This window comes from Cyanobium sp. ATX 6E8, assembly GCF_024346335.1.
Classification (GTDB): Bacteria; Cyanobacteriota; Cyanobacteriia; order PCC-6307; family Cyanobiaceae; genus Cyanobium_A.
The window spans coordinates 17,029-32,774 of sequence record NZ_JAGQCT010000006.1 but is presented as its reverse complement, the minus strand read 5'-3'; the positions used below and the strand labels follow the sequence as shown (position 1 = coordinate 32,774).

Genomic DNA, 15,746 nt, shown 5'->3' with positions numbered 1-15,746 from the left:
CCAGCCGGGGGGCCGTGGCTTGCCAGCATGGGGGCGCACTTGTTCCCTCCGCATGGCCGCCCCGTCCGCCCCCAGCAACCTGCCGGCCCCCGCACGCTTCGCCGTGTTCGATGCTGACCTCGACGCGGAGTGGGCCGCCCTGTTTGCCGGTGCGCGGGCCCTCGCGGTGGACACCGAAGCCATGGGCCTGATCCACGGCCGCGATCGCCTCTGCCTGGTGCAGATCTGCGACGACCACGACAACGTGTGCTGCATCCGTCTGGCCCGGGGCCAGAGCGAGGCGCCCCGGCTCCAGGCGCTGATGGAAAACCCGGCGATCGAGAAGGTGTTCCACTTCGCCCGCTTCGATGTGGCCGCCCTGGCCGAAAACCTCGGCATCACGGTGAACCCGATCTTCTGCACCAAGGTGGCCAGCCGCCTGGGCCGCACCTACAGCCCTCGCCACGGTCTCAAGGAGGTGGTGCAGGAGTTGGTGGGCGTTGAGCTCGACAAGCAGGCCCAGAGCTCCGACTGGGGCCGGGTTGAAGATCTCTCCGATGCCCAGTTGGCCTATGCCGCCGGGGATGTGCGCTACCTGCTGCCGGCCCGGGACCGGCTGGAAACCATGCTCAAGCGCGAGGAGCGCTGGGAGTTGGCTCAGCGCTGCTTCGGCTGTCTTCCGGTGTTCGCCGATCTCGATCGCCAGCGCTTCCACCTGCTGTTCGAGCACTCCACCGGCGGCAACCGCTGAGCCACGCCTGGGCGGCGCGTCAGTCTTCGACGATTCAGTCTTCAACCATGAAGTTCTCGTCGTTGCCCACCGCTTCGAGCAGGGAGGTGAGCAGGTCGTGGTTGTTGGCGCCGCTGCCCTGGGTCTCCTCCAGCATCTGCTCGGCCAGGGCCAGCTTGGCGGCCGTCTCCCGGAGCCCCTGCTGGGAGGCCTTCACATCCACCTTGCGGCGGGCGGCCGCCAGGCTGATGCCCAACTGGCTGGCCAACTTGCCGCAGGCGGCGTTGTAGGCCCGATCAGGAATGCCGGCCATGGCAGCGCAGAGGCAGAGGATGGCCGCATCATCCCAGCAGGCGCTGCTCCACCAACGCAGCCAGCCGAGCGCTGCCGCCGGCTGGCCCCATGCGGCGGCGGCCCCAGGCTGCGCGCCGCGCCCGTTCGTGGGGATCCTCGAGCAACTCCTGCAGCCGCCGGACCAGATGCTCCGGGCTCTGGCAGGGCTGCACGGCACCGCCGAGCAGCCGGCTCTGGCGGCGGGCAAAGCCCGCCTTGAACTGCGGACCTGGGCCCGGCAGCGACAGCGACGGCACCCCCAGCCCCGCCAGTTGTTCGGTGGCGGTGCCGGCGGTGGCCAGGCCCAGTTCGGCCCAGCTCGCCCAGCGGCTGAAGCTGTGCTGGCCCAGCAGCAGCTGCCAGCGGCCCCTTCCCCAGCTGGCGCTGGCGCCGATGGCGGCCGCTTCCGCGCTCAGGGGCATCGGGGTGAAGCCCCCACTCTTCAGGAGCTGGGCCCAGGCTGCCGCGCTGGGGGTTGAGCCTGAGGCCACCAGCACCACCGCCGGATCGGGCGGCTGCCCCAGCGCCAGGCAGCCCAGCAGCCGGCGGGCGTTGGCGAGGGATTCGGGCAGGCGGCTGCCGGCCAGCAGGATGAGGCGCCGTTGGCTCTGCAGCCAGGCCGGCAGAGGGGCGTGGGGGAAGCCATCCATCATCGGGTTTCCGGGAGCCAGGGCCGCCACCCCATGGCGGCGTAGCCCGCGGGCGGTGAGCCTGTCGCGCACGGCCACGAGCCGGCAGCGCCGGCTGCCCATCACGGCCCATTCCCACGGATCCCATTCGCTGCCTTTGCAGCGGTGGTAGGCATCCGCCAGGGGCGAGGGGCGCCAGCCGGGTGGCCCTGACGAGGCCCAGGTGCAGTCGCTTTTGGGGGTGCCGATGAAGCCGAAACGGCCGCCGCTGCTCCAGGCCAGCAGCAGGGGCAGCAGGTCGCCGACGGCCAGCACCGGATCGCCCTGGCGGGCCCAGACGCGCACCAGGCGTAGCTGCCGCCAGCTCAGCAGGGGCAGGCCGGCGGCCAGGTCGCGGGCCAGGCCCCGCAGGCTCTGGTTGCTGAAGCCGCCGCTGGGGAGCTGCAGCTGGGGGCCGAGCCGCTGCAGATGGCCAGCGGCTTCGTCGGCGGCGAAGGCCTCCCCCAGCCCGACCAGGGGCAGCACCCGCACGATCAGATCGGGCCGCCGCTGCCGCAGGGCCTGCAGCACGCGCTGGGCGATCAGATCCTCCCCGTGGCCGTTGCTCAGAACCAGCAGACGGGAGGACATGCCATGGCTGATACGATCCGCTGCAGGGAGTTTGCTCCCTGTGCGGCGGCATGGCCAAGTGGTAAGGCAGAGGATTGCAAATCCTTTACCCCCAGTTCGAATCTGGGTGCCGCCTCTTTATTGGCCGCGAGAGCTGGCCGCTTTTTTGCTGGCTTGATCGGTGAGCACCTTGCAACACTCCAGGCACCCCAGCACAACCGCCCATATCCTGAGGGCACTCCCCCAGAACCGATGAAGCGCCTGCTGCTCCTTGCTCTCACCGCTGCGACCCTGCTGATCGGCACAACCGTCAACGCTTGCGAGAAGCACCTGAACGGCCACCAGAACGGATCCGATACGGATCTGGAAGGCAGCAGGAAGTAGGACGTTCCGGCGAAAACCGCCTCAGTGCCGATTGGAATCAGGGTTCAAGGCAAGCGGGAGGAGCAGGGCGGCGGCGACGGGAACAACCCTTCCGCCCGCTTCCTCAAGCGATGAAGGGTCGAACTCCTCCACCGGGTGAATCCAAGTCAGGACAGCGGGTCTGACGTGAGCAGGCGCAAGACTTAGTCACAAAAAAATCCCTGGCGTGTTCGACTCCGCCAGGGACAGGTCTCCCGTCGCTCATCACGACAAGATAAAGATACTGAGTATTTCTGCTTAGCAAAGGTCATTGTCGTGCTGGGTGTTCATGCGCGCACACCCAGCACGACCGATGATCAGTGCCGGGCCTTGGCCTCCCAGAAGTGGCCGTTCTGGTCGCGGGCCTGACATTGCAGGGTGCGGCGTTCCAGCAGGCAGCTGCCCCGGGCCAGTTGGGCCGTCGGCAGGGTCGGTGCCACCCCTTGGTCATCGGCCAGGCTGCTGGCCACGGTGGCCACCTCCAGGCGGATCGGCCAGCGGGGTTGGCATTCGCCATTGGTGTTGCAGCGCATCGTCTGCTGCCCTGCGGCCAGCACGCCACCGAAGACCAGGGTCTGGCTGCCGAAGCGCTGGTGGGCCGACGGTTGGATCAGCCGCACGCTCAGCAGACCCTCCATGTTTTGCTCGAGCCGCAGCCGTTGGCAGGTTTGCTGTTGGGCCTGCAGGGGCAACTCCATCCGCCCTTGGAGCAGGGAGCAATCGCGCAGTTTGGTGTCCCAGCGCCCGAACCCTTCCGCCTGCACGGCGCCGTCCAGGCTCAGGACCAGCACCACGGCCAGGCGGGCCGGCAGGCGGTGAATCGGCAGCAGGAGAGGCATCAGCCCAGGGGGTGGCTCAGTAGCCCGAGTCAGCCACGCAGCTGCCCTGGCAGCTGATGCCGTTGCTGGCGGTGCGCCCGCAGTGTTGGCAAAGAATGGGCTCGGGTGCGGGGGCTGGGTCGCCTGTGGCCGGGCCCCGGTTGTCGGTGGCACCTGGGTTGATGGTGCCAGGGTTGGTGACATCGGGCATCGTGGGGCAGCACCGCAGGCACGGCAGTCCACCATGGCGCATCCGTTGCCCGGGATTGGTGTGGGCACCTGGGCCTGGGGGAACCAGTTGCTCTGGGGATACGACCCCCGCCAGGATCCCGTTCTGGAGGCCACATTCCAGCGGGCCGTGGCCTGCGGTCTGCAGATGTTCGACACCGCCGACTCCTACGGCACTGGCCGTTTCAACGGTCGCAGCGAGGCTTTGTTGGGCCGCTTCAGCGCCGCCCTGCCTCCCCAGCAGCGGGACAGGCTGTGCCTGGCCACCAAGTTGGCCCCCTTCCCCTGGCGGCTCGGGCGGCGCGGCTACCAGCGGGGTTTCGCCGCCTCGAAGCAGCGCCTTGGCGGTCGCATCGACCTGGTGCAGCTCCACTGGAGCACCGCCCGCTATGCGCCCTGGCAGGAGGCCCCCCTGCTCGAGGGCTTGGCCGATCTGGTGGAGCAGGGTGAGGCGGGAGCCCTGGGGGTGTCCAACATGGGTCCGCTGCGGCTGCGGGCTGTGCACCGCCGGCTCGCCGAGCGGGGCGTGGCGCTGAGCAGCCTGCAGGTGCAGCTGTCGTTGCTGGCCCCTGATCCGATCCGGCCCGGCGGCGTGGCCGAGCTGTGCCGCGAGCTGGGCATCCGCCTGATCGCCTTTAGCCCCCTGGCCTTGGGGTTGTTGGCCCGGCCGCTGCAGGCCCAGAGCTGGCCGATGGGCCCCCGGGGCGCCCTGTTTCGCCGTCTCGGCCCGGCCCTGGTGGAGCTCCAGGCAGAAATGGGCCGAATCGCCGCCAGCCATGCTGCCAGCTTGTCTGCCGTGGCCCTCAACTGGTGTCGGGCCCACGGCGCCATGCCGATCCCCGGCCTGCGCCGCCCCGACCAGGTGGACGATGCGGCAACTGCGCTCACTTGGTCACTGTCTGCCGAGGAGCGTGAACGCCTCGACGACCTGGCCCTGGGGCTGGAGGTCGGCATGCCAGCCAACCCCTTCCAGAGCGCTTAGCCGGCTTGGGCGGTTGGATCGAGGGTGAGCACCACGGGCATCGCCTGGGGGCGCACCAGCGGCACCACAGGACTGGCGCCTGGGTCGCCGTGGGATTCGGCTTCGGCCGCAGCCGCTTCCGGTCCACAGGCGGCGAGCGCCTCCTGCAGCAGGGAGTCGAAGGTGGCGCCGGGCAGCTGATGGCGGGCCAGCTCCAGAAATGCCCGGGCCAGGGACTCGCCGGCGGCGGCCCGCAGGGCCGGGTTGTTGCGCCGGAGCTGCAGCTCGTCCTCGATCGAGCGAATGAAGCGCTCGGTCACTTCCCGCTTGGTGGAGGCCCGGATGCGGGTGTCCTGCTCGGCCTGGGAGAGGAAGGGCTGGGCATCGAGCTCCTCCAGCCGGCGACCGAGGCTTTCGAGCACCTCACGCGCCTCTTTGGCCACGTGGGCCAGTTGGCCGTCGGAGAGCCGGGGCAGGTCTGCCACGTACACCTTGCCGTGATCCCTCAGGGTGAGGAAGGTGGGCCGTATGCCTCCGCGCTGGGGGGCAGGCACTGGATCGCGCGGTCGCAGGGGGCGGCTGGGCGGAACGGGGCCAGCGGAACTGCGGCGGCGGGTGAGGCGCTGGCCGGAGCCCAGGGATCCCTGGCCTAGCCCGCTTGAAACTCCCGGGCCGGCAGGGCCAGATCCGGTTAAACGTTGTCCGGTTAGGCGTTGTGGTGAACCTGGTGAACCAAGCGGTGAACCAAGTGGTGAACCTACTGATTGCGTCATGACGCCTCTCCTGATTTGTCTTCGTTCTGCTCGGCCACCAACCTGCATATCAGGGATGGTGACGGTTCGAGGTCAGTACCCTAGGCAGCAGCGTTGACCTGGCCGGCCCTTGGCCTCCAACGTGAAGCAATTTGCCAGCAGCGGCTTGGGCGCCGCTCAATCTCCGTAAGGCAAGCCCGCCAGGGGTTGGGCGCCAGCACTGCCGCTGGCCACCTCACCCAGTTCCCAGGCGGTGTAGCCGGCTTGCTGGCAGACGGCGAGGGCCTCGGATACGGCGGAGGCAGGCAGCACCAGGCAGAAGCCCACCCCCAGATTGAAGGTGTTCCAGAGATCCGCCTCCGGCACCTCGCCGGCCTCCTGCAGCCAGCTGAACAGGGGGGGGCGCTGCCAGCTGTTGGGGTCGATCACGCCATGCACGCCAGCAGGGAGGCAGCGGGGCAGGTTTTCCGGCAGGCCGCCCCCGGTGATGTGGGCCATGCCGTGGATCGGCAGGCCGTTGGTCAGGAGGGCTTTCACAAGGGCTCCGTAGAGGCGGGTGGGGGTGAGCAGGGCTTGAATCAGGGGCTGATCGCTACCTGGCAACGGGGTGCGTTCGTCCACCGCCTGGGTGTCGAGGATCCGACGCACCAGGCTGAATCCATTGCTGTGCACACCACTGCTCGCCACCGCCACGATGCGGTCGCCGGCAACCACGGCGCGGCCATCGATCACTGCGCTGGCCTCCACCACGGCCACGCAGAAGCCCGCCAGGTCGTAGCGGCCTGGACCATAGAAGCCGGGCATCTCTGCGGTTTCCCCGCCCAGGAGGGCGCAGCCGCTCTGCCGGCAGCCCTCAGCGATGCCTTGCACCACCTCGGCCATGGCCTCAGGGCTGAGTTTGCCGGTGGCGATGTAGTCGAGGAAGAACAGGGGTTCTGCCCCACTGGTGATCACGTCGTTGACGCACATCGCCACCAGGTCGATGCCCACGTCGTGGTGACGGCCGTGGGCTTGGGCCAGTTCGAGCTTGGTGCCGACCCCGTCGGTGCCCGCCACCAGCAGGGGCTCCCGCAGGCCTGCCGGCAGTCGGCAGAAGCCACCGAACCCGCCAAGACCACCCACCACTTCTGGGCGATGGGTGGCTTCCACGCTGGCGCGGATTCGATCCACAAACGCCCGGCCTGCGACCACGTCCACGCCGGCAGTGCGGTAGTCCATCCCGTCGAAGTCCATCAGGTGCTGTCTCCTGATCCTCCAACGCCAGCCGTCCGCCGTCAGCGGGCGACCGACCACGCCCAGCTGATGGACGATTGACAGATTGGTACATGCGGCGATTAGCTGCGCTGATGTCTGTCATTTGGGTCGCTGATGCCGGGGTGGCTTGCTGACGGTGGCTCAGCCCTGTCAGGGCCTGCGCTCGGGGATTTGATGACAAATTCTGATCGGTTCTTGGGGTGTCGTTTTTGACCGAAACCGCCCGCGACGGCCGTTAACTTTGCGTCGTTGTCAATTCCCGATAGGAACTCCGAACGCGAATTCGCATCTCAACTCCATTCAGTTTGAGTTCGAATCCAACGCTGACGAATCACCGATTGGCCGTGAAGCTTTCGCTTTCGGCTGGTGATTGCTGCTCCTGCAGCGGGTTTCGTTTGTTATGCGTCGCACTTTCTCCCTTGGGGCCCTTGCCCTGCTTCTCTCTGGTAGTGCCTTGGTTCCCGCCATCGCCGAATCCAGCCGCGCAGCCACCACCAACGATGCCGTTGCCGTGGCTACGCCGAGCTCAGAGGTCCAAGGACCCAGCAATGACGTCGCCATTCGTGAGGCCGACAGCGAATCCGTCCCTCCGGAGACCCTGATCAAGCAGGCTCCCCCTACTCCCATTGCTCCGGCCCCGAAGCCAGCACCCCGGGTGGTGCAGGTGAGCCAGGGCACCGCCAGCTGGTATGGCCCTGGCTTCTTTGGCAACCGCACCGCCAACGGCGAAACCTATCGCCCTGGCACCCTCACCGCGGCCCATCGCACCTTGCCCTTCGGCACCCGGGTTCGGGTCACCAACCTCAACAACGGGCGCAACACGGTGGTGCGCATCAACGATCGAGGGCCTTTTGTGGGCAATCGGGTGATCGACCTGGGCCATGGCGCTGCCCAGGAAGTGGGTCTGGTCTCCAGTGGACTTGCTCCAGTGCGACTGGAAGTGCTCCAGTGATCTGAGCTGCTCGGCAGCTCTCCTCCAGCCCATCCGCCAACCTGGCGGATGGGCTTTGTGTTGCCGGCCCGCTGTCTGCCCGTGCAGTTGCTCCACACCCGAGACGATTTGCGCGCCTGGCGGCATGAGCAGCCCGGATCGGTGCAGTTCGTTCCCACGATGGGGGCCCTGCACGCGGGGCACCAGCAGCTGATCCGGCGGGCGGCGGAGCCTTGCGGTGGTGCCATCTCCCCCGTGCTGGTGAGCGTGTTTGTCAATCCGCTCCAGTTCGGCTCTGGCGAAGATCTCGACGCCTATCCGCGCGACCTCAGCTCCGATATCGCGTTGGCCGCTGCAGCCGGCGCCACAGCCCTATTTGCGCCGAGCGTGGCTGAGGTTTATCCCCAGGGAGAGGCTGGCTTGACCCGGATCAGCCCGCCCCTGGCCCTGCGCCAGGTGTTGTGTGGCCGCAGCCGTCCGGAGCATTTCGAGGGGGTGGCCACCGTGGTGGTGCGGCTGCTGACCCTGGTGCGACCGGACCGGTTGTGGCTTGGCGAGAAGGACTGGCAGCAGCTGGTGATCCTGCGCCGGGTGGTGGCGGATCTGGGCCTACTGCTGCGGATTCAGGGCTGCGCCACCGTGCGGGAGGCCGACGGGCTGGCCTGCAGCTCCCGCAACCGTCGCCTCTCCCCCCCCCAGCGTCAGCAGGCTGCGGCCCTGCCCGCCAGCTTGTCCGCTATCGCCGACGAGGTGGCGGCCGGGCAGTGTCAGGCCGGGGAGGTGACTGCCCGCTTGTCTCGCCAGTTGGAGGCGGCGGGGCTGCTGGTGGATTATGTGGAGTTGGTGGCTCCCCATAGCCTGGAGCCGTTGCCGCAGGTACAGGGCATGGCTCTGCTGGCCGCGGCGGTGCACTGCGGCCCGAGCCGCCTGATCGATCACGTGTTTCTGATGTCTCGCCAGCCGATCGTTGCCATTGATGGTCCGGCGGGGGCGGGCAAGAGCACCGTCACCCGGGCCTTCGCCAAGCGGCTGGGGTTGATCTACCTCGATACCGGCGCGATGTACCGGGCCCTCACCTGGTGGGTGCAGCACCAGGGCGCCGACCCGGCTGATGCGGCAGCGGTGGAGCCGCTGCTGGTGGATCTCAATCTGCAGCTGCGCTCCGGTTCCGGTGGCGAGCAGCAGGTGAGCATCAACGGTCACGACGTCACCGCGGCCATTCGCAGCCCTGAGGTCACCGCTCAGGTATCGGTGGTGGCAGCCCATGGTTGCGTGCGCCAGGCGCTCACCGCCCAGCAGCAGGCGATGGGGCGCCAGGGGGGGCTGGTGGCCGAGGGCCGGGACATCGGTACGGCCGTGTTCCCCGATGCGGAACTCAAGGTCTTTCTGACGGCCACGGTGGCCGAGCGAGCCCGTCGTCGTGCCCTGGATCTGGAGCAGCGGGGCTTTGCGGTGCCTCCCCTGGCCGAGCTCGAAGCCCAGATCGCCGAGCGCGACCAGCTCGATTCCAGCCGGGAGGTGGCCCCGCTGCGGCAGGCCGACGATGCGGTGGAGCTGGTGACCGACAGCCTGGCCATCGAGGCGGTGATCCAGGCCCTGGTGGATCGTTTCCGGGAGCGGGTGCCGGAAGAGGCCTGGCCAACGCCGGCGGCTTAGCGGTCTAGGGCCTGCAGCAATCCAGTGCAGGCATCCTCCAGCAGATCGAGCACCTGCTCAAACCCCTCTTCGCCGCCGTAATAGGGGTCGGGCACCTCGTGGGCGTCAAAGCGGCTGCAGTAGCCCACCAGGGGCTCGATGCGGGCCTGCTGCCCGTGAGCGCCCGCTGCAGCGCAGGAGCGGCCCTCCCGTGCCAGGGCCTGCACGTGGGCAAGGTTGGCGGCATCCATGGTGAGGATGTGATCAAAGCGGTCCAGGTCGCTGAGCTCCAGCTGGCGGGCCCGGCTGGTGAGGGCTATTCCGCGCTGGCTGGCGGCTGCGCGCATGCGTGGATCAGCGGCCTTGCCCACATGCCAGCCCCCCGTTCCGGCTGAATCCACTAGGAAGCGGTCTGCTGCTCCCGCCTGGGTTAGTTGGTGTAGGAACACCCCCTCAGCGGCGGGGGAGCGGCAGATGTTCCCCAGGCAGACGAACAGCACTCGCTTCATTGGGGCTCCAGGCGCGACAGTGCCAACTTCGCGCGCCGCTGAACCACCGGGGGGGTGTCTTCGGTTGCTTCGCTGAGTGTGACCAACCCATTGCGGGCCTGCTGCAACTCTGTGGCGTCTGGGGAAAGCCCCTCGGCGAGGGACTCCAGTCCTACGGCCACCGCGTAGCGCACGACCCATTCACCATCGGCCGTGGCGGCCAGCAGGGCCGCCAGGCAGCGCTGGCGCACCTGGTGCTGCTCTGCCTCAGCCAGGGCGCCCAGCTGCAGCTGGCCCAGACCTTTGGCCGCGGCTCGGCGCACACTGGCGGCCACATCGCTGCCGAGGGCATCTAGCAGCAGCTCTAGCCCGCGCACATCGCCGATGCCGGCGAGGGCGCGCACTGCCCAGGCCCGGGCTCCGTAGTTGTCAGGGTCGAGCTGCAACAGGGCCTCCACGGCTGCTGTCCCCAGGCTGATCAGCCCGTTCACGGCGGCTACTGCCGCGCCGGGGTTGTTGAAGCCCAACACCTCCACCAGGACTGGGGCTGCGCTGGCATCGGCGCAGCTGGCCAGTTCCTGGGTGGCTTGCAGTAGGGCCAGGGCGCTGCCGGCCTGTTGCAGGGCTGCAATTCGGGCTGCCACCGGTGAAACCTGGCTCATAGCAAAAGGTCCATGCAGGCCAGCAGGGCTTCGTCGCCGGGGTCGCCATTGCCCTGTTCCACCAGCCCCCGCAGGGCCATCAATTTCAGACTGTTCTCTGCCCGGGTGGCGGCAATGGCTTTGAATCCGGGCCGCCAGCCGGCGGTGCCTAGATCCATCAGGGCTGCACGACGCACCGGCAGCTGGGGATGGTCAAGTAGGTCCACAAGCAGTTCCCCCCAGCACGCCTCACCGCTCAATTGCAGCAGGGTGCGCGCCGCAGCGCTGCGGATCACGGGGCGCTCGTGGGCAAGAAAGGGTTTCACCACGGCCAGCACCCGCGGCTCGTTGACACCGATGTCGCCCAGGGCTCTCAGGAGGGCTTCACAGGGTTCCACTAGACGGGTGCTGTTGGCCTGCTGGGCGCCGGCCACGGTGGGGCCGCTGGCTAGCCTCTGGCAGAGAGCCTCAATGGCCTCGCTCGCAGCGAGTTCGCCTAGGGCCCGGGCTGCTGCTTCTCGCAATTTGTCGTCGGCATCCTGCAGGGTGTCGAGTAGGTCTGGGATGGCCGCTTGCGCTGCTGGAGCCAGTTTGCCGAGGGCGCGGGCGGCATTGCGGGCTACTGCGTTCTCCTCAACGCCGGCCCCGCTATCCCTGGGCCGGCGCTGGCGTAGGGCTTGTTGCAACAGGGGCACCGCCTCCGGGTGCTGGCTGCGCATCCGGCCTAGCCACCAGGCTCCGTAGTACTGCTGGGAGGAGTCTTCGCTCTGGCGGAGCCGGCGCAGGGCTTCCTGCTCACTGATGGGTTCGCCTGCTTGGGGGGGCCTGGCGTCGGCTTCGGCCATGGGTGCTGTTGCGTGACGCGGACACCTAGTGATGTTGCCAGCCCAGGGCTGGTTCCAAAATTCAGCTTGGGCATGATTCCGGCAGGTCCGCTGAGGGCTGGCTCTGAATGAGTGAGAGCTAGCCGCAGTACTAATGCTCATGGCGGGCCAATTACTAAGGTCGTGAACTCTTCGCAAAGGGGCAAACCAATCCAGGGCGCCCCCTCTAAGTTGCTGCCCATAGACCTGTTCCTCAGACTGGCACCTATGGCTGTTGCGCTCGCCTCCCAACTGCGTGAAGGCACCAAAAAAGCCCACACGATGGCGGAGAACACCGGCTTCGTGAGCTGCTTCCTCAAGGGGGTGGTGGACAAAGCCAGCTACCGCACCTTGGTGGCCGACCTCTATTTCGTGTATTCAGCGATGGAGGAGGAGTTCGGCAAGCTCAAGGACCACCCCGTGGTGGGTCCAGTGGCTTTTGTCGAGCTCAACCGTCGCGAGAGCCTTGAGCAGGATCTGGCCTTCTATTTCGGCCCGGATTGGCGCAGCGCAGTCAAGCCCACCCCCGGGGCTCAGCAGTACGTCGAGCGCCTGCACCAGGTGGCGCGGGAGTGTCCGGAGCTGCTGGTGGGCCACCACTACACCCGCTACATCGGTGATCTCTCCGGTGGCCAGATCCTCAAGAACATCGCCCAGAAGGCGATGAACCTGGGTGAACACGACGGCCTGCGCTTCTACGAATTCGACGCGATCCCCGACGAGAAGGCCTTCAAGACCAACTACCGCGCCACCCTGGATGCCCTGCCGATCGATCAGGTCATGGCCGATCGCATTGTCGAGGAGGCGAACCACGCCTTCCACCTCAACATGACGATGTTCCAGGAGCTGGAGGGCAACCTGATCGCCGCCATCGGCAAGGTGCTGTTCGGCTTCCTCACCCGCCGTCAGCGCGCTGGCAGCACGGAAGTGGCGGCGGCCTGAGGCTTGGCGGCGGTTGGACCGGACCCATCAGTCCTCGATTAAATCAACGCTCACCAGCCGGGTGAGGCCTCCAGTGGTGGCCGGGTCGATGGTGCCTGGCTTGAAGTTGGCCTGAAACCACCACTGGCGACCATCCTTGCTGCGCCGCTCCACACGGAAGTTGTCCAGTCCCTGCTCCCGCAGTGCCAGTTGCAAAGCATCTCCGCTGCAGCCGGCGCAAGTGACGGAAAGTGGCGGTAGCCCAGGCACTTCAACGCTAAAGACGGGCATGGGCTTACGGCGACAGCTCAGGTTGCCATAGGAACCGAGTAGGGCTCAGGGAGCGTCATCCGTAGCGATGACAACGCAACCCCCCATCCGGCAGGCCTAGGGTTGCAAAACTTCACGATTTGGCTTCGCGGGATGACTTCTACCCCTGATCTGGCCTCGCTTTATCAGTTGCTGTCTCTCCAAGAGCGCCCGATCCTGCCCTCGGGCGAGCGTCGCGCAATCCTGGGTTGTGGCTACGTAGGCGAAGCGGTTGCCAAATCCTGGAAGCAGGAAGGGCATGCACTCTGGGGCACCACAACCCGGCGTGAACGCTTGGCAGAGCTGGCTGACCTAGTCGAGAATCCGTTGGTTTTTGATTCAACGGATCCCTCCAGCAGCCTGGACTTCGCGGCAGATCTCGACGGCATCTTGGTGTCCTTCGCTCCGTCAAAGAGTTCCAGTGTTGAGCTGAACCAATACGAGCAGACCTTTCTTGGCGGCCTGCAACGGCTGATCGAAACGCTTAGCCGTCGGCCTGTCAGCTCGCCACTGCAACTTGTTCACCTGAGCAGCTGTGGCGTGTATGGCAACCGGCAGGGAGCGCTCACACGTGAGAGCGATCCAACTGATTCAAATCATCCAGTGAACTCCGTGCTCGTGAGGGCAGAGCAGATGATTGCGTCGGTCCGCACCGAATCGATCAAGGTCTGCGTGTTGCGCCTCGGTGGCATATATGGGCCTGGACGCGATATTCCGGGCATGTTGCTTAGTGCAGCTGGCAGCTTAGTGCAGCGTAATGGCTTGAATGTGCCGTGCTGGATTCACCGCGACGACATCGTTCGAGGTATCAAATTCGCCTTTGACCAAGGCCTGAATGACACATATAACCTGGTCAATGACACCCAGTACAACGGTCAGGAGCTCACAGATCGGTTGTGTGAGCGCGCTGGCCTGCCACTGGCCAAGTGGTTGACCAGAGACACCAGCGATCGAATCCTTAATGCGCGGGTGAGTAATGAGAAGCTTAAGCAGCTTGGCTTCAGCCTTTCTCATCCATGCATGGTGGGCTGAAAGCGACGTTCTATCCAGGCCAGTAGATTGTAATTGGCATCGAACTCCATTGTCAGATGCACAAAGTTTTGTCGATCTAGTACGCAGCCGAAGTGGAGGTCAAATGATTGCTTTGACAAACTCTCAGGAAGGCTGCAGATTAAATTATCTTCAAATAGCCCATTTGCTTCATTCTTAATAAACCATTCGCTACAGAATGGCGCCAACCGCTGTTTTGAAATCGCAATTCTAGAACTGAATCCGGGTCTGATCACTGATTCCACTCCTTGCCAGCCAAAGACGGTCTCGAATACCGCCTCCAACGATTGAAACTGAGCGCGTTCCGGGTCAGGACTAGTGCGTTGGCAGCGGAAGGGTGTGGCGGCGATTGAGTCCAGCAGCATCTCTCCATCCGGTTGTTGCTGGTAAAGCGCAACCAGCATCGAACGACTGCGGCCGCTGAAGAAGTTCACTTCATGCCCAGCACGCGTGCAACTGCCTGCCATTTGCAGGCTCGACTGACCTGCAGTCTGCGGAAAATGCCAGCAGTTGTGGCTGAGGTTGTAGTTGTGCCGATATAGGGGGAAGCGGCGTTCTCCACCCGGTGCGAATCGAAGGCCTGTTCCATGCCATTCACCCGTATGCGCATCCGAGAAGCGGATGGCGTAATGCGAGGCCTCCGGGTTGACGGTGCCCTGCTTCATATTCATGCCGTCGCTGTTGCGGCCGTACCAGGTGGTTGTTCCTTGCCAGTCGCCATCAAAGCTGGCGCGCATGAGGTTCCATTGGCGATCAGCTGCGGCTTTGGCGTGGATGTCTAAATCTTCCATTGTCTTTAGTTCGGTAGTCGGGTTTTCCAGAATCGTTGTTTCGTGATCAGAGGTCCGAGGCGAAAAGTTTATGGGGCTCTCAGGCCATTATCCGCTGGCTAAAGATCCTTGGGGCTGGGGTGTGCCTTAATCCACTTCGCTGCCAAGGCCGACCCTAAATATTTCTTAATCAATCGAGCGAGTGCAGCTGCAAGCGTTTGTTGGCCTATGGTGATGTGCTGCCTCATGATCGCCAAGCCATGTCCAAGGTAGGTGTTCTCCTGCTAAACCTCGGGGGTCCGGAGCGCATCCAGGATGTCGGCCCTTTTCTCTACAACCTGTTCTCGGACCCCGAGATCATCCGGCTACCCAACCCAGCTCTGCAGAAACCTCTGGCTTGGCTGATCAGCAGTCTGCGGGCGAGAAAGTCGCAGGAGGCTTATCGCTCTATCGGCGGGGGCTCGCCACTGCGGCGAATCACTGAGCAGCAGGCGCGGGAGCTGCAGAGTGCCCTGCGTCTGCTTGGGATCGAGGCCACCAGCTACGTGGCGATGCGCTACTGGCACCCCTTCACCGAATCGGCGGTGGCAGATATTAAAGCCGACGCTGTGGATGAGGTGGTGGTGCTGCCTCTTTATCCCCATTTCTCGATTAGCACCAGCGGTTCCAGTTTTAGGGAGCTTCAGCGTCTTCGTCAGGCTGATCCTGTCTTCGCAGCGTTGCCGATTCGATGCATCCGCAGCTACCACGATGACCTGGGCTATATCGACGCCATGGCCGGGCTGATCGCCCGCGAGATCCAGGCCTGCCCAGATCCAGATACCGCCCACGTGTTCTTCAGTGCCCACGGTGTTCCTAAAAGCTACGTGGAGGAAGCGGGCGATCCCTACCAAGGGGAGATCGAAACCTGCGCCCGGTTGATCATTGAGAAGTTGGAGGCCACATTGGGCCACAGCAACTCTTTCACCCTCGCTTACCAGAGCCGGGTGGGCCCTGTGGAGTGGCTCCAGCCCTACACCGACGAGGCATTGGAGGAGCTAGGACGGCAGGGTGTGAAGGATCTGGTAGTTGTGCCGATCAGTTTTGTGAGCGAGCACATCGAGACCCTCGAAGAGATCGACATCGAGTATCGCAAGCTGGCTTTCGAATCGGGCATCACCAACTTTCGGCGTGTGCCGGCGCTTGACACCAACCCTGCGTTCATCCAGGGGCTTGCACGACTCGTCCAGCAGGCCCTGGATGGACCCGAAGTGAATCTTGACCAGGCGGCGGCTTTGCCCAGCACTGTGAAGCTCTACCCCCAAGACAAGTGGGCTTGGGGCTGGAACAACAGCTCAGAAGTGTGGAATGGCCGTTTAGCTATGGTCGGATTCTCCGCTTTTCTAGTGGAGCTGATCAGTGGAAGTGGGCCTCTTCATGCCATAGGCCTACTTTGATCTCCTT

At 65.3% G+C, this 15,746-nt stretch carries 19 protein-coding genes and 1 tRNA gene; 9 read left to right on the top strand and 11 right to left on the bottom strand.

All coding sequences use genetic code 11. The annotated features are described in order from the left end of the window. The first annotated feature begins 52 nt into the window (after positions 1–52). On the top strand, positions 53–730 hold the full coding sequence (locus tag KBY70_RS06790) for a ribonuclease D (RefSeq protein WP_254987913.1): 678 nt from the start codon (positions 53–55) through the stop codon (positions 728–730). Between the two features lie 34 nt (positions 731–764). Here KBY70_RS06790 and KBY70_RS06785 read toward each other — a convergent pair whose 3' ends face one another. Further along, positions 765–1,022, bottom strand: a complete 258-nt coding sequence (locus KBY70_RS06785; RefSeq protein WP_254987912.1) for a hypothetical protein — start codon at positions 1,020–1,022, stop codon at positions 765–767. Positions 1,023–1,050: 28 nt separating this feature from the next. Next, the gene (locus tag KBY70_RS06780) at positions 1,051–2,301 is read right to left on the bottom strand and encodes a lipid-A-disaccharide synthase-related protein (RefSeq protein WP_254987911.1); all 1,251 of its coding nucleotides are present in this window, start codon (positions 2,299–2,301) and stop codon (positions 1,051–1,053) included. Positions 2,302–2,345: 44 nt separating this feature from the next. Between KBY70_RS06780 and KBY70_RS06775 the strand changes: the two genes are divergently transcribed. Then, a tRNA-Cys gene (locus tag KBY70_RS06775) sits at positions 2,346–2,416 on the top strand. Between the two features lie 116 nt (positions 2,417–2,532). Continuing rightward, positions 2,533–2,664 carry a hypothetical protein gene (locus tag KBY70_RS06770; protein WP_254987910.1) on the top strand — a complete coding sequence of 44 codons (132 nt, stop codon included), beginning with the start codon at positions 2,533–2,535 and terminating at the stop codon, positions 2,662–2,664. A gap of 335 nt (positions 2,665–2,999) precedes the next feature. Here the strand turns inward: KBY70_RS06770 and KBY70_RS06765 are convergent, their stop codons facing one another. Together KBY70_RS06765 and KBY70_RS06760 are read right to left on the bottom strand one after the other, a co-directional pair. Continuing rightward, positions 3,000–3,521, bottom strand: a complete 522-nt coding sequence (locus KBY70_RS06765; RefSeq protein ID WP_254987909.1) for a hypothetical protein — start codon at positions 3,519–3,521, stop codon at positions 3,000–3,002. Between the two features lie 16 nt (positions 3,522–3,537). Continuing rightward, entirely contained in the window at positions 3,538–3,711 is a 174-nt protein-coding gene (locus KBY70_RS06760) for a hypothetical protein (protein ID WP_254987908.1), read from the bottom strand. A 33-nt stretch (positions 3,712–3,744) separates the two neighbouring features. Between KBY70_RS06760 and KBY70_RS06755 the strand changes: the two genes are divergently transcribed. Continuing rightward, complete coding sequence (locus KBY70_RS06755) at positions 3,745–4,710, top strand: aldo/keto reductase (RefSeq protein ID WP_254987907.1); 966 nt, start codon at positions 3,745–3,747, stop codon at positions 4,708–4,710. Here KBY70_RS06755 and KBY70_RS06750 read toward each other — a convergent pair. Both KBY70_RS06750 and purM read right to left on the bottom strand, forming a co-directional pair. Then, positions 4,707–5,327 carry a hypothetical protein gene (locus KBY70_RS06750; protein WP_254987960.1) on the bottom strand — a complete coding sequence of 207 codons (621 nt, stop codon included), beginning with the start codon at positions 5,325–5,327 and terminating at the stop codon, positions 4,707–4,709. The two genes, KBY70_RS06755 and KBY70_RS06750, sit on opposite strands and share 4 nt — an antisense overlap. Positions 5,328–5,618: 291 nt before the next feature. Next, positions 5,619–6,659 (bottom strand): phosphoribosylformylglycinamidine cyclo-ligase, encoded by a 1,041-nt coding sequence (purM, locus tag KBY70_RS06745; protein ID WP_254987959.1) that lies wholly within the window; start codon positions 6,657–6,659, stop codon positions 5,619–5,621. Between the two features lie 436 nt (positions 6,660–7,095). Between purM and KBY70_RS06740 the strand changes: the two genes are divergently transcribed. Next, complete coding sequence (locus KBY70_RS06740; protein ID WP_254987906.1) at positions 7,096–7,647, top strand: septal ring lytic transglycosylase RlpA family protein; 552 nt, start codon at positions 7,096–7,098, stop codon at positions 7,645–7,647. Between the two features lie 48 nt (positions 7,648–7,695). Continuing rightward, positions 7,696–9,282, top strand: a complete 1,587-nt coding sequence (locus KBY70_RS06735; RefSeq protein WP_254987905.1) for a bifunctional pantoate--beta-alanine ligase/(d)CMP kinase — start codon at positions 7,696–7,698, stop codon at positions 9,280–9,282. On the opposite strand, the gene KBY70_RS06730 is transcribed toward KBY70_RS06735, so the two are convergent. Genes KBY70_RS06730 through KBY70_RS06720 form a run of 3 tightly spaced genes read right to left on the bottom strand, consistent with a single transcriptional unit; the run spans position 9,279 to position 11,235 of the window. Further along, positions 9,279–9,770: a low molecular weight protein-tyrosine-phosphatase gene (locus tag KBY70_RS06730; RefSeq protein ID WP_094560009.1), complete on the bottom strand. Its 492-nt coding sequence runs from the start codon at positions 9,768–9,770 to the stop codon at positions 9,279–9,281. The genes KBY70_RS06735 and KBY70_RS06730 overlap by 4 nt on opposite strands. After that, entirely contained in the window at positions 9,767–10,393 is a 627-nt protein-coding gene (locus KBY70_RS06725) for a HEAT repeat domain-containing protein (RefSeq protein ID WP_254987904.1), read from the bottom strand. The genes KBY70_RS06730 and KBY70_RS06725 overlap by 4 nt, the downstream gene beginning before the upstream one ends. Positions 10,394–10,407: 14 nt before the next feature. Then, entirely contained in the window at positions 10,408–11,235 is an 828-nt protein-coding gene (locus KBY70_RS06720; RefSeq protein WP_254987903.1) for a HEAT repeat domain-containing protein, read from the bottom strand. Between the two features lie 246 nt (positions 11,236–11,481). Between KBY70_RS06720 and KBY70_RS06715 the strand changes: the two genes are divergently transcribed. After that, positions 11,482–12,195, top strand: coding sequence for a heme oxygenase (biliverdin-producing) (locus KBY70_RS06715; RefSeq protein ID WP_254987902.1), 714 nt, complete (start codon positions 11,482–11,484; stop codon positions 12,193–12,195). Between the two features lie 27 nt (positions 12,196–12,222). Here KBY70_RS06715 and KBY70_RS06710 read toward each other — a convergent pair whose 3' ends face one another. Beyond that, positions 12,223–12,465: a hypothetical protein gene (locus KBY70_RS06710; protein ID WP_254987901.1), complete on the bottom strand. Its 243-nt coding sequence runs from the start codon at positions 12,463–12,465 to the stop codon at positions 12,223–12,225. Positions 12,466–12,597: 132 nt separating this feature from the next. On the opposite strand from KBY70_RS06710, the gene KBY70_RS06705 reads away from it, so the two are divergent. Beyond that, the gene (locus KBY70_RS06705) at positions 12,598–13,515 is read left to right on the top strand and encodes an NAD-dependent epimerase/dehydratase family protein (protein ID WP_143592861.1); all 918 of its coding nucleotides are present in this window, start codon (positions 12,598–12,600) and stop codon (positions 13,513–13,515) included. Here the strand turns inward: KBY70_RS06705 and KBY70_RS06700 are convergent. Next, a complete protein-coding gene (locus tag KBY70_RS06700) occupies positions 13,494–14,324 on the bottom strand; it encodes a hypothetical protein (protein WP_254987900.1) in 831 nt (276 codons plus the stop codon). The genes KBY70_RS06705 and KBY70_RS06700 overlap by 22 nt on opposite strands. Before the next feature lie 239 nt (positions 14,325–14,563). Here KBY70_RS06700 and hemH point away from each other — a divergent pair, with 239 nt between their 5' ends. Next, positions 14,564–15,739, top strand: a complete 1,176-nt coding sequence (gene hemH, locus KBY70_RS06695) for a ferrochelatase (RefSeq protein WP_094560108.1) — start codon at positions 14,564–14,566, stop codon at positions 15,737–15,739. The last annotated feature ends 7 nt before the right edge of the window (positions 15,740–15,746 follow it).

Excerpts from the sequence above, each read along its gene's own strand:
- KBY70_RS06790 (WP_254987913.1), top strand. The coding sequence starts at position 53 with ATGGCCGCCCCGTCCGCCCCCAGCAACCTGCCGGCCCCCGCACGCTTC.
- KBY70_RS06785 (WP_254987912.1), bottom strand. The coding sequence starts at position 1,022 with ATGGCCGGCATTCCTGATCGGGCCTACAACGCCGCCTGCGGCAAGTTG.
- KBY70_RS06780 (WP_254987911.1), bottom strand. The coding sequence starts at position 2,301 with ATGTCCTCCCGTCTGCTGGTTCTGAGCAACGGCCACGGGGAGGATCTG.
- KBY70_RS06770 (WP_254987910.1), top strand. The coding sequence starts at position 2,533 with ATGAAGCGCCTGCTGCTCCTTGCTCTCACCGCTGCGACCCTGCTGATC.
- KBY70_RS06765 (WP_254987909.1), bottom strand. The coding sequence starts at position 3,521 with ATGCCTCTCCTGCTGCCGATTCACCGCCTGCCGGCCCGCCTGGCCGTG.
- KBY70_RS06760 (WP_254987908.1), bottom strand. The coding sequence starts at position 3,711 with ATGCCCGATGTCACCAACCCTGGCACCATCAACCCAGGTGCCACCGAC.
- KBY70_RS06755 (WP_254987907.1), top strand. The coding sequence starts at position 3,745 with ATGGCGCATCCGTTGCCCGGGATTGGTGTGGGCACCTGGGCCTGGGGG.
- purM (WP_254987959.1), bottom strand. The coding sequence starts at position 6,659 with ATGGACTACCGCACTGCCGGCGTGGACGTGGTCGCAGGCCGGGCGTTT.
- KBY70_RS06740 (WP_254987906.1), top strand. The coding sequence starts at position 7,096 with ATGCGTCGCACTTTCTCCCTTGGGGCCCTTGCCCTGCTTCTCTCTGGT.
- KBY70_RS06735 (WP_254987905.1), top strand. The coding sequence starts at position 7,696 with ATGGGCTTTGTGTTGCCGGCCCGCTGTCTGCCCGTGCAGTTGCTCCAC.
- KBY70_RS06730 (WP_094560009.1), bottom strand. The coding sequence starts at position 9,770 with ATGAAGCGAGTGCTGTTCGTCTGCCTGGGGAACATCTGCCGCTCCCCC.
- KBY70_RS06720 (WP_254987903.1), bottom strand. The coding sequence starts at position 11,235 with ATGGCCGAAGCCGACGCCAGGCCCCCCCAAGCAGGCGAACCCATCAGT.
- KBY70_RS06715 (WP_254987902.1), top strand. The coding sequence starts at position 11,482 with ATGGCTGTTGCGCTCGCCTCCCAACTGCGTGAAGGCACCAAAAAAGCC.
- KBY70_RS06710 (WP_254987901.1), bottom strand. The coding sequence starts at position 12,465 with ATGCCCGTCTTTAGCGTTGAAGTGCCTGGGCTACCGCCACTTTCCGTC.
- KBY70_RS06705 (WP_143592861.1), top strand. The coding sequence starts at position 12,598 with ATGACTTCTACCCCTGATCTGGCCTCGCTTTATCAGTTGCTGTCTCTC.
- KBY70_RS06700 (WP_254987900.1), bottom strand. The coding sequence starts at position 14,324 with ATGGAAGATTTAGACATCCACGCCAAAGCCGCAGCTGATCGCCAATGG.
- hemH (WP_094560108.1), top strand. The coding sequence starts at position 14,564 with ATGTCCAAGGTAGGTGTTCTCCTGCTAAACCTCGGGGGTCCGGAGCGC.